Annotated in this window: 8 protein-coding genes; all 8 read left to right on the top strand. The window is 74.8% G+C overall.

Annotated elements, in window-relative coordinates:
• On the top strand, positions 1-2,220 hold a 2,220-nt coding region (locus AB0F58_RS15375), incomplete at its 5' end, for an amino acid adenylation domain-containing protein (RefSeq protein WP_357142723.1).
• Positions 2,221-2,301: 81 nt separating this feature from the next.
• Positions 2,302-6,642 (top strand): beta-ketoacyl synthase N-terminal-like domain-containing protein, encoded by a 4,341-nt coding sequence (locus tag AB0F58_RS15370; protein ID WP_357142722.1) that lies wholly within the window; start codon positions 2,302-2,304, stop codon positions 6,640-6,642.
• Complete coding sequence (locus AB0F58_RS15365; RefSeq protein WP_357142721.1) at positions 6,635-7,873, top strand: MupA/Atu3671 family FMN-dependent luciferase-like monooxygenase; 1,239 nt, start codon at positions 6,635-6,637, stop codon at positions 7,871-7,873. Before AB0F58_RS15370 ends, AB0F58_RS15365 begins: the two co-directional genes overlap by 8 nt.
• The gene (locus tag AB0F58_RS15360) at positions 7,866-9,323 is read left to right on the top strand and encodes a condensation domain-containing protein (RefSeq protein ID WP_357142720.1); all 1,458 of its coding nucleotides are present in this window, start codon (positions 7,866-7,868) and stop codon (positions 9,321-9,323) included. Before AB0F58_RS15365 ends, AB0F58_RS15360 begins: the two co-directional genes overlap by 8 nt.
• Positions 9,320-11,143, top strand: a complete 1,824-nt coding sequence (locus AB0F58_RS15355) for a non-ribosomal peptide synthetase (RefSeq protein WP_357142719.1) — start codon at positions 9,320-9,322, stop codon at positions 11,141-11,143. Before AB0F58_RS15360 ends, AB0F58_RS15355 begins: the two co-directional genes overlap by 4 nt.
• A 113-nt stretch (positions 11,144-11,256) precedes the next feature.
• Complete coding sequence (locus tag AB0F58_RS15350; RefSeq protein WP_357142718.1) at positions 11,257-11,580, top strand: hypothetical protein; 324 nt, start codon at positions 11,257-11,259, stop codon at positions 11,578-11,580.
• Positions 11,574-11,864 carry a hypothetical protein gene (locus tag AB0F58_RS15345; protein ID WP_357142717.1) on the top strand — a complete coding sequence of 97 codons (291 nt, stop codon included), beginning with the start codon at positions 11,574-11,576 and terminating at the stop codon, positions 11,862-11,864. The genes AB0F58_RS15350 and AB0F58_RS15345 overlap by 7 nt, the downstream gene beginning before the upstream one ends.
• Positions 11,865-11,934: 70 nt before the next feature.
• Entirely contained in the window at positions 11,935-12,345 is a 411-nt protein-coding gene (locus AB0F58_RS15340; protein ID WP_357142716.1) for a DUF4259 domain-containing protein, read from the top strand.
• Positions 12,346-12,377: the final 32 nt, after the last annotated feature.

Here is a 12,377-nt window from a genome sequence, read left to right as displayed (position 1 = left end):
ACCCTCGTCCTACGCACCGACACCACCGGAAACCCCACCTTCACCCACCTCCTCCACCGCGTCCGCGACACCGACCTCACCGCCTACGACCACCAAGACCTCCCCTTCCAACACCTCGTCACCCACCTCCAACCACCCCGCTCCCTCGGCCGACACCCGCTGTTCCAGATCGCCCTGTCCCGCGCGGACCGGACCCCGAGCGCCACCCCCCTGCCGGGGCTAGGCTGCACGCCGGAACCGACCCGGCTGGCCATCGCGAAGTTCGACCTCGAGTTCACGATCATGGACGAGCCGGTCGACGGGGATCTGGACATCGCGATCGGCTACGCCCGGGATCTCTTCGTCCAGGAGACCGTCGAGCGGGTCGGGCAGCGGCTCGTCGCGATCCTGCGCCAGGTCGCCCGGCAACCCGCCACCCCGATCAGCCGGCTCGACATCCTGGTCGAGGAGGAGCGGGCCCGGCGACCGCAGGTGGCGACGCCGGCCACCGTGGGGTGCAGCGTGGTCGAGGCGTTCGAGGCCCAGGTGGTACGCCGCCCGGAGGCCGTCGCGGTCACCGACGGATCCACCGTCCTGACGTACGCGGAACTGCGGCAGCGTGCCGAACGGCTGGCCCGGACGCTGCGCGCGGCCGGCGTGACCACCGAGACGCCCGTACCGATGCTCATGCAACGGTCGGTGGACCTCGTCGTCGCCATCCTCGCCGTCCTCAAGGCCGGCGGCGCCTACCTACCCGTCCACACCGCCTACCCGCTGGCCCGGATGCGGGCGGTGGTCGCGGCGTCCGGATCTCCGGTGCTCCTCGTCGACGACGCGTTCCGCGCACACGACCTGGTCGCCGACCAGGTCGCCGCCGGGCGTCGGGTGCTGGGCTGCGAGGCCGACCCGGTGGTGCAGGACGTGCCGCTGCCGGTGGTGCGTCCGCAGCAGCTCTGCTACGTGATGTACACGTCCGGCTCGACCGGCGAACCGAAGGGCATCCAGATCACCCACCAGGGCGTCGTCGACCTCGTCCGCGACCCCAGCTGGGCCCTGCACGACCAGGACCGCACCCTGCTCCACTCCCCGCACGCCTTCGACGCCTCCACCTGGGAACTCTGGGGACCGCTCCTCGCCGGCGGACAGGTCGTCGTCGCCCCACCGCGTGAACTCGACGCCGCCGCACTCCGGACCCTTCTCCGGGAACACCGGATCACCCGGCTGAGTCTCACCGCCGGCCTGTTCCGGGTCGTCGCCGACGAACTCGTCGACGCCTTCGCCGGACTGACCGAGGTCACCACCGGCGGCGACGTCATCTCCGCCCGAGCCGTCGAGCACACCCTGGCCGGCTGCCCCCACACCATCGTCCGCACCACCTACGGCCCCACCGAGATGACCCTCTGCGTCACCCAGTACCCCTGGCGACACGGCGAGAAGGTCGGCGGCACCGTCCCGCTCGGACACCCCCTCCACGGCACCGAGCTGCACGTCCTCGACCAGCACCTGCAACCCGTACCCACCGGCGTTCCCGGCGAGCTGTACCTCGCCGGCACCGGCACCGCCCGCGGCTACCTCAACCGCCCCGACCTCACCACCACCCGCTTCGTCGCCAACCCCTACGGCCCCCCCGGCACCCGCATGTACCGCACCGGCGACCTCGCCCGCTGGGACACCAACGGACACCTCCACTTCCTCGGCCGCACCGACGACCAAGTCAAGATCCGCGGCTACCGCATCGAACTCGGCGAAATCGAAACCACCCTCACCGCACGACCCGACCTCCGCCACGCCGCCGTCATCGCCCGCGAAGACCAACCCGGCGACAAACACCTCACCGCCTACCTCGTCCCCACCGACAACGCCCCCGTGGACCTGACCGCACTACGCCAGGACCTCGCGGCACACCTGCCCGACTACATGGTCCCCACCGCCTACGTCACCATGAACGCCCTGCCCATCACCCCCAACGGCAAACTCGACCGCAACGCCCTGCCGGCACCGGTCGACGCCCCCACCCGCAGTCCCCGACAGGACGTGCTCTGCGAACTCTTCGCCGCCGTCCTCGGCCTGCCCGAGGTCGGCACCGACGACGACTTCTTCGACCTCGGCGGCCACCCGCGACTCGCCGGGAGGCTGGCGACCCGGGTCCGCGCGATCCTCGGCGTCGACATGGACGCCCAACTTCTCGTCGACCACCCCACCGTCGCCGCCCTGGACGCTCGGCTGCCGGCGCACACCTGACCCGTCACCCGCCGGACCTGCCGTCGCCGACCGTGTCGGCGGCCCACCGGCCCCACCCACTCACACGGAACGAGGGCGCACATGCACGACGACGAGGAGTCGACGATTCACGACAGCGTGGCCATCATCGGCATGAGTGGCCGCCTGGCCGGGTTCGACTCCGTCGACGAGTTCTGGCGGGGACTGGTGGACGGGGTCGACGGCTCGCGCACGTACACCGACGACGACCTCGCCGCGGCGGGTGTCCCGGCGACGGACCTCGCCGACCCAGCGTACGTCCGCACCGGCTACCCGCTCGCCGCGCCGGGCCTGTTCGCCGCCGAGTTCTTCGACGTCGGTCCGGCCGAGGCCGAGGTGACCGACCCGCAGCACCGGCACTTCCTGGAGTGCTGCTGGACCGCGATGGAACACGCCGGGCGCGCTCCGGGCGGTGACCACGGCCGGGTCGGGGTCTTCGCCGCCGCCTCGGCGAGCACGCACCTCGCGGAGCGGGTCGTCCCGTCCGAACGGGCCGCGCGCATCGCCCACCCGTTGCAGGTGGCGGTCGGCAACGACGCGGGCATGCTCGCGCTGCGGGTCGCGTACAAGCTCAACCTCACCGGCCCGACCCTCACCGTCTCCTCGGCGTGCTCGTCGTCCCTGGTGGCGGTGCACCTGGCCTGTCAGAGCCTGCTCACCCACGAGTGCGACACGGCGCTCGCCGGTGGCGCGACGGTCCGGCAGCTGGATCCGGCCGGCTACCGGCACGAGGAGGGCGGCATCGTGTCCCGGGACGGGCGGTGCCGGCCCTTCGACGCCGACGCCACCGGCACGGTCGCCGGTGACGGCGTCGGGGTGGTGGTGCTCAAGCGGCTCGCCGACGCGCTCGCCGACGGCGACCACGTGCACGCGGTCATCCGGGGGTCGGCGGTCAACAACGACGGCTCCGCGAAGGTGGGCATCACCGCACCGTCCACCACGGGTCAGGTGGCGGTGATCCGGGACGCGCTGGCCGTCGCGGGATTCGCCCCGGAAACCGTCGACTACGTCGAGGCGCACGGCACCGGCACCGCCCTCGGCGACCCGATCGAGCTGCGGGCGCTGGCCGAGGCGCTCGGTACGGTGCCCGCCGGCTCCTGCCGGGTCGGAGCGGTCAAGTCCAGCATCGGTCACCTGGACGTCGCCGCCGGGGTCGCCGGTCTGATCAAGACGACGCTGGCGATCGCGCACCGGTTCGTCCCGGGCACGCTGCTCTTCCGGCACCTCAACCCGGCCCTGGAGCAGCCCGACAGCCCGTTCCGGATCACCGCCGACGGTGAGCCGTGGCCGGTCACCGACCATCCGCCCCGGGCCGGCGTCAGCTCCTTCGGCATGGGCGGCACCAACGTCCACCTGCTGTTGGAGGCGGCCCCGACCCGCCCGGTCGCCGCCCCCAACCGGGCCGCCCAGCTACTGCCCCTGGCGGCGCGGACCGCCGACGAGCTGACCGCCGCCGCCACCCGCCTGGCCGACCACCTGGCCGAGGTCGCACCCGGGCCGGGGGCCCTGGCCGACGCGGCGTGGACGCTCCAGGTCGGACGGGCCCGGTTCGCGCACCGGCGTGCCGTCGTCGCCGCCGACGCGGCCGAGGCGGTGGCGGCGCTGCGGGCGACGGCGACCGGAGCGGTCGTCGACGGGCCGCCACAGCTGGTGTTCCTCTTCCCCGGACAGGGCACCCGGTTCGCCGGCGTCGGCGCCCAGCTGTACGCGAGCGAGCCGGTGTTCCGCGCGGCGGTCGAGGAGTGCGTCGCCGCCTTCGCCCCGCACCTGGACTGGGACCTGCGGGCGCTGCTCGTCGGTCCGGACGCGCCGGAGTCGTCCGGGGACCCCTCGGCGGAGACCGGCTACGCGCAACCGGCCATGTTCTGTCTCGACTACGCCTGCGCCCGCCTGCTGCGCTCCTGGGGGATCGAGCCGGACGCGATGGTCGGCCACAGCCTCGGCGAACTGGTCGCCGCCTGCCTGGCCGGAGTCTTCGACCTGGCGGACGCGGCGCGCGTGGTGGCGGCGCGGGCCCGGTTGATGCAGGAGCTGCCGGCGGGGCGGATGGTCTCGGTGGCCCTCGCCGAGGAGAAGCTCCGGGCGGTGCTGGACGGACACGGCACGATCGCGGCGGTCAACGCGCCCTTCTCCTGCGTCGTCGCGGGCAACGAGGCGGAGATGGCGGTGGTCGAGCGGCGGCTCGCCGAGGTCGGGGCGGTGACCCGGGTCCTGCCGGTCCGGCGGGCCTTCCACACCGTCCACACCGAGCCGGCGCTGCGCGCGTTCGCCGACGTGCTGCGCACCGTCCGGCTGCGCCCGCCGACGGTCCGTTTCCTGTCCAACCTGACCGGCAGCTGGATCACCGACGAGCAGGCCACCGACCCGCAGTACTGGGTGGCCCACGTCCGTGGGCAGGTGCGGTTCGCCTCCGGCGTCGCGGTGGCCGCGGCGGCTCCGAACCCGGTCTTCCTGGAGGTGGGTCCGGGCCGTGGGCTCGGCAACCTGGTTCGGGCCGGTGCGTACGAGGGCCGGCCTCCGGTGGTGGCGCTGCTGGCACCGCCGCCCGGGGTGTCGGAGCGGCGCGACGGGACGGACACCCACGACGAGCAGCGGAGTGTGCTCGCCGCCCTGGCCGAGCTGTGGCAGCACGGCGTGGAGGTGGACTGGGCGGCGCTGCACGGGGGTGTCCCCCGGCGGCGCACGCCGCTGCCGACGTACCCGTTCACCCGTACCCACTTCCTGCTGCCCCGGTCGGCGGGGCGGCCGGCCGCCCCGCCGGCCGGGACGCCGGTCTGGTTCCCGGCGGCGCTTCCCCGCGATTCGGCCCGGGTGCCGGAGCGGTGCGGTTGGCTGGTGCTCGGCGACGAGCGGACCGGGGGCGACGACGTCGCGGAGGCCCTGCGCGCGGCCGGTCACCCGGTACGGCGGATCACGCGGGACGACGGACCGGACGGTGACGAGGGGGCCCGGCCGGACACGTGGGAGCGCCTCGTCCGGGACGGCACGGCCGACGGGCCGGTGGATCGGGTGCTGTACGGCTGCGACGGCGGGGACGACGTGGACGTCGACGTGGCCGCGCTGGTGGGTCTCGCGCGGGCTCTGCACGCGTCGGCACCGGGCCGGACCGTCCGGGTGGACGTGCTGACCGAACAACTGCGGGAGGTCGCCGGTTCCCGGGTCCGGGCCCCGCACCGGGCCGCGGTGGACGGGGTCGCCACCGTGCTCGCCGGGCGCTATCCGGGGCTGCGTTTCCACGTCGTGGACGTCGGGTCGGTGACCGGCGAGGCGGACCGCGACCGGCGGCGGGCCCGGCTCCTCGCCGAACTGGCGGCGGCACCGGACGACACGCACGTGGCGTACCGGGGGACGCGGCGGTTCCGGCGCACCCTGGTACCGGTACCGGCGGGGCCCACGACCGTAGTGGCGGATGCCGGCTACCTGGTGACCGGGGCCGACTCGGAGACCGGGCTGCGCCTCGGCGCGGAACTGGCCCGCTCGGGGGCCCGGGTGGTGCTGGCCGGCGCTCCGGAGGCGCCCGATCCGACCGCCCCGGACGCCTCCGGCCCTCTCGCGGGGAACCTGGCACGACTGCTCGCCTCCCGGCCGGGGGCGGTGAGCTGGCTGCCGGCCGACCCGTCCGACGCCGACGGGCTGCGCCGGCTGGTCGACACGGCCCGGGACCGGCTCGGCTCGCTGCACGGTGTCCTGCACGTCGCCGGTCCACCGTCCGGGCCGGAGCCGGACGCGGTCGGCAAGCGGGTCGACCGGGTCCGGGTCCTGGCCGACCTGCTGGCCGGTGCCGACCTCGACGTACTGCTGCTGGTCACCGGCGTCGGCGGGGCCGACCCGCTGACGGAGGAGGCGGTCGCGGCGGCCGTGGGGGCGTTCGCCGAGTACCGCACCGCCGAGGGGTGGACCACGACAGCCGTCCACCTGCGACCCGGGGTCGACCCGGACGGCCCGGCGGGGCCGGCGGCGGTGGTCCGGGCGGCGCTGGGTGGCGGGGTGCCGCAGGTGGTCGTCACCGGGCCACCGACGGAGGTGGCCGGCGACGCGGCGCCCGACGGGGTCGCCGCCGGCGACCCGCTGCCGGACGCCACGGACACCGGGGACGAGGTCGAGCGGACCGTCGCCGAGGTGTGGCGGGAGGTGCTGGGCGTGTCGGGCTTCGGTCCGGAGGACGACTTCTACCAGCTCGGCGGCAACTCGCTGTTCGCCATGCAGATCATCGCCCGACTGCGGCAGCACTTCGGCGACCTGCCGATGAGCGTCATCTTCGAGGCGCCCACCGTGACCGGCCTGGCGGCGGCGATCCGGGTGTGGCAGGGCCAGGGCATCGGCCTCGACGAGTTCGAGGCGCTGCTGGCGGAGATCGAGGCGACCCCGGCCGTGGGCACGCCCGGAGGTGGCGAGCATGTCTGAGCGTCCCTCGGTGGCGGACCTGAACCGGCGGCTCGCCGCCCTCTCCCCCGACCGTCGGGCGGCCCTGGAGCAGGCGATGCGGACCCGTGCCGTCGGCCTGCCGCCCGAACTGGCCGCACCGACGGCCCGCGTCGCGGCCCGGCCCGGCCGGCGGCGACGCCCCACCAGCCGGATGGCGTTCAGCCTGTTCTTCTTCTCGGGGGACGGCTCGACGCGGGACGGGGAGAAGTACCGGCTCCTGCTGGACTGCGCCCGGTTCGCCGACGAGCGGGACTTCGCCGCGGTCTGGGTGCCCGAGCGGCACTTCGTCGACTTCGGCGGGCTGTACCCGAACCCGTCGCTGCTCGCGGCGGCGCTGGCGGTGACCACCCGTCGGGTGCAGTTGCGGGCCGGCAGCGTGGTCCTGCCGCTGCACCATCCGGCGCGGGTGGCCGAGGAGTGGGCGGTGGTGGACAACCTCTCCGGCGGGCGGGCGGCGATCTCGGCCGCCTCCGGCTGGCATCCGGACGACTTCGTCCTCGCGCCGGGCGGTCCGGCGGGCTATCCCGGGCGCAAGGACGCCATGTTCGCCGCGATCGAGACGATCCAGCGGCTCTGGGCCGGGGGGACGCTCGACGTCACGCGCCCCGACGGCAGTGTCCGGGAGGTCCGTACGCTGCCCCGGCCGGTGCAGCCGAGGCTTCCCGTGTGGGTCTCGGCGGCGGGCTCGGTGGAGACGTTCGAGCGGGCCGGCGCGATCGGGGCGAACGTGCTGACCGGCGTGATCGGGCACCGGCTCGTCGACCTCGGCGAGAAGATCACCGCGTACCGGGCGGCCCGCGCGGCGGGCGGGCACGACCCGGCCGCCGGCACGGTCACCGCGATGGTGCACACCTTCCTCGGCACCAGCGACGAGGAGGTCCGGACCCTGGTCCGGGAGCCGTTGATCGACTACCTCGGCACCTTCCTGCGGCAGCACCAGGGGATCGAGGGCGGGTTCGGCGCACTCGACGACGACGCCCGCGCGGCGATGCTCGACGCCACCTTCGAACGCTACTTCCAGTCGCTGGCACTGCTCGGCACGCCGGACAAGTGCGAGGGCCTGGTGGAGGACCTGGTCGACGTCGGGGTCGACGAGATCGCCTGCCTGGTCGACTTCGGTCTGTCACCCGACACCGTGCGCGACGGTCTGCACCACCTCGACGACCTGCGCAACCGTTACCACAGCTCGGAGGGAACCGCGGATGACTGACCTGTCGGCCCGGCTGGAGCGGCTCACCCCCGCGCAGCGCGCCCTGCTGGACCGTCGGCTCGCCGACCGGCAGGCGGCGGTGGAGGCCATCCCCCGCCGCGCCCGGCGCGACCGGGCCCGGCTCACCGACGCGCAGGAACGGATCTGGCTGCACCGGCAGCGCCACCCGGACGACCCGGCGCACAACGTGCCGTCGGCGTGGCGGCTGCGCGGGCGACTGGACCTGGACGCGCTCACCCGCGCGGTGCACGCCGTGATGGCCCGGCACGAGGTGCTGCGGAGCACGGTCGAGCTGGACGGCGACCAGCCGGTGCAGGTGATCCACCCGCACCTGCCGTTCGAGATCCGCACGCTCGATCTGCGCGACCTGCCGGCCGAGCAGCGGGAGGAACGGATGTGGCAGGAGGCGCGGGCGGAGGGCAACCGCCCGTTCTACCTGGATGTCGGCCCGCTGCTGCGGATGCTGCTGATCCGGCTCGCCGACGACGAACACGTGCTGGTCCGCATCTTCGACCACATGATCTGGGACCGGGCGTCGATGGGCATCTTCGGGCAGGAGGTGGCCGGGTACTACCGGGCCTACGTCGAGGGTGGGACGTACGACCCGCCGCCGCTGCCGATCCAGTACGGCGACTACGCCGAGTGGCAGCCGGAGTGGATCGAGCGGGAGGTGCGGATCCGGCAGCTGCCGTACTGGCGACGCCAGCTGGCGGACGCGCCACCGGCGCGGGACCTGCCGGTCGACCACCCCGAGCGGCGGGGGGCCACCAACCGGGGTGGCCAGCACTACTTCCGCCTGTCGCCGGAGTTGACCGGGGCGCTGCGCCGGTTCGCCCACGAGGAACGGACCACGCTGAACGTGGTGCTCCTCGCGGTGTGGAAGTTCCTCCTGCACCGGCTCACCGGCGCGGAGGACGTGGTGGTGGGCACCAACTCGTCCACCCGCCGTCGGGCGGAGACGGAACCGCTGATGGGGCTCTTCCTGACGATGCTGCCGCTGCGGACCACCGTCCGGTCGGCGATGACGTTCCGGGAGCTGGTGGCGGCCACCCGCCGGACGATGACCGGTGCCCTCGACCACCACGACATCCCGATCGGCGTGATCCTCGACGAGATGAAGGTCGGGCGGAACGTCGGGCTCGGTGCCCTGTACCGGGCGGCCTTCATCATGGTCGACTTCCGACACGAGGCTCCCCTGTCGATGGCGGGGCTCGAGCTGGAGCCGCTGATGCTGGAGAAGCAGAACGTCACCATCGACCTGAGCATCGGCTACTTCGACGAGGCCGGGCAGGACAGCGTCTACGGCATGATCGAGTACAACAGCGACGTCTTCACGGCCCCGACGATCGACCGGATCTGGCAGCAGCTGGACCTGCTGCTGCACGAGTCCGTCGCGACGCCCGACCGGCCGATGGCGGAACTCCCGGCCCCGGGCGGGGACGAACGGTGACCGGCGGCAGGACGGGGGCGACGGCTCCGGACGGGAGCCCGCCGGCCGGGCCCGGTCTGCTCGCCCGCGTCCTGGCCCACGCCGGCCGCACGCCCCGCGCGGTGGCGGTCCGCGCTGCCGCCGGTGGTCTGAGCTATGGCGACCTGGTCGCGCGGGCCGGGGCGGTGGCCGGGCTGCTGCGGGAGCGGGGAACGGCCGCCGAGTCGCCGGTCGGGATCTGCCTGCCCCGCTCGCCCGAGCTGGTGACGGCGCTGCTCGGGGTGCTGTGGGCGGGCGCGGTGGCGGTGCCGCTGGACCCGGCGGCGGCGCGGATGCGGCTGCGTCTCCAGGCGGCGGACGCGGAGCTGGTGACGGTCCTGGTGACGGCGGCGACGGCCGAGTGCGGGGCCTCGGTGGGCGTGCCGACGACCCTGGTGGGCACGGCACCGGTGGCTCCGGACGCCTGCCCGCCACCGGGCTGGTGCGCGGAGCGGGCGGCGGTGGTCGTGCACTCCGCCGGGGTGGAGGAGGAACCGAGGCCGGTGGTGGTCACCCACGGCAACCTCGCCGGCCTGCTGGACTGGCTGGCGGACGGCTGGCCGGCCGGCACCTTCGACGGGGTGCGGGTCGACGCGCCGTTGGACGGACACCTGGCCCTCTGCCAGCTCCTCGCGCCGCTGGTCGTCGGGGGGACGGTGCTGCTGGACGGCGACGACGCGGCGGGGGTCCCCAGCGTCCGGATCGGGCCGGCCGCTCCGGCCGGGGACGTCGCGGCGCTGCTGCTCACCGGCGGCCCGGTCAGCGGCCCCGTGCCGTCCGCCCCGGCCTGCTGGTCCGCGTGGAGCGCGGCGGAGACCGGCGGGCCGGCGCTGGCCGGCGCGTGCCGCGGTGACGACCTCCGGGCACTCGGCGAGCCCCGCCCGGACACCGTCGGGTACGTGCTGGACGACGCGCTGCGGCCGGTGCCGGTCGGCGTGGTCGGTCGCCTGCACCTGGGCGGCGGGGCGGTGACCCGGGGCTACCTCGGGCAGCCGTCCCTGACGGCGGACCGCTACCTGCCCGACCCGTTCGCCGCCGCTGCGGGTCGACGGATGGTCGCCACCGACGACCTGGTCCGCCGCGACGCCGACGGCGTGCTGCGGTGGGTGGGTCGGGTCGACGAGTGCCCCCGGCGGGACGGGGAACCGATCCCGCCGGTCGAGGCGCAGGACGCGCTGCGCCGGCACCCGGGGGTCGCCGACGCCGCCGTGGTCTGTTCCCCCGGCGGGGAGCTGGTCGCGGCAGCGGTACCGGTTCCGGGCTCCGGCACCACCGTCGCCGGGTTGCGGTCCCACCTGGCCGAGCTGCTCCCGGCGCGACTGCGGCCGGACCGGCTGGCCGTGCTGGACGCGCTGCCGCTGCTGCCGTCGGGCAAGGTGAACCGGCGGGCCCTGCTCGGCGTCGTGGCCCGCGCGGAACGGGGGCCGGCCCCGCAGGCGGAGCCGACGCCCGAGCGGGCCGAGCCGGTGGTGGCGGCCGAACGGACGGTGGCGCGGGCCTGGACGACGGTGCTGGGGCGGCCGGTCGAGGCCGACCGGAACTTCTTCGACGCGGGCGGGGACTCGCTTCTGATGATCAGGTTGAGCGGCTTGCTCCGTCGGGCGTTCGAGCGGGAGGTCGACGTGGTGGACCTCTTCCGCCTGCCGACCATCCGGGACATGGCCGCCCACCTGGCACCGCCGGTGACCGGGGCGGGCGGGTCGGCGGCGGCCGGGCCGACGGCCGCCGAGCGACAGGCACGGGCGCGGCAGGAGGCCCGCCGACAGGTGGGGCGGGCCCGTGGGGCGGGGCGGGACTCGTGACCGTGCGGGCCGGTCCCGGGAGGCGGTCGGGCTCCGGAACCGACCCACTCCTATTCATAATTCTCAATTGATTGGTAGCCTGTGGGCACCGTTCACCGCTGATCGGAGGCCCTGTGGACAGACGACCGACGCTGCGACTCGCCGCCGCCCTGGCGGCCGGCGCGCTGACCATTCCGCTCGGCGCCACCGCCGCGCACGCCGACCCGGTGGTGCCCCGGCACGCGATCGTGGTGTGCCAGAGCGCCAGCTTCTACGCCAACTACGACTCGAGCAGCGGCCCGACCGGGCTCAAGCGCACCCTCACCTACGGCAACAAGATCGGTCACACCCCGGGCGCGCACCCGGTCTACAACGGCTGGGCGGCGTCCTTCGACTTCGGCCCCAACGACTGGGGCTACCTGCGGCACGAGTGCATCGGAGGGTACGACTCATGGTGAACCCCGTCGTCCGCCGGGTCGGCGCGTCCGTCGCGGCGGCGGTCGCCACCGTCGCGCTCACCCCCACCGCCGCGTCCGCCGCGAACGGCACCATCGGCGTACGGGAGACGGTCTGCGCCAACGACCTGTTCGTCCGTACCCAGCCGGTCGGCGCCTGGATGGGCACCCTCTACAAGGGGCAGACCTTCCTCGTCGAGGGCCCCCGCAGCGGCGGCTACATCTACGGCTTCGCCTACGGCAGCATCAACCGGCGGGGCTGGGTGCAGGACGGCTGGTTCTGCTGACCCGGGAACGTCACCCCGGCCCGCTACGCTCCGCGCACCCACACGACGGACGAGAGCGGGACAGCAGACGATGGGCACCTGGGACGCCGGGCCGTACGACAACGACACCGCCGCGGACTTCTGCGGCTCCCTCGACGACGCCGAGCCGGCCCGCCGGGGCGAGATGATCCGCGAGGTGCTGCGCGCGGTGGCGGAGACCACCGACTACCTCGACTCGTCCTACGCGGAGCGGGCGATCGCGGCGGCGGCCGTCGTGGTCGCCCAGCGCTCCGGTGTCCCCACCGACTCGCCGTACGCGCCGGGCTTCCTGTCCGCCGGGGGCACCGTCGCGCTGGACGCGGAGGTGGTCCCGCTGGCGGTGGCCGCCCTCGACCGGGTCGTCGGATCCGACTCCGAGTGGCGCGAACTGTGGGCGGAGTCGGCCGATCCGGACGAGGCGTTGCGGACGGTCGCCGACCTGCGGGCCGCGCTGACCGGCTGACCAGCCGCGCCGCCCCGCCCCCCGACCAGTGG

Source organism: Micromonospora sp. NPDC023956 (assembly GCF_040639195.1).
Classification (GTDB): domain Bacteria; phylum Actinomycetota; class Actinomycetes; order Mycobacteriales; family Micromonosporaceae; genus Micromonospora.
Note: the sequence above shows the minus strand (reverse complement) of the source record. Positions and strands in the feature narration are given on the sequence as shown.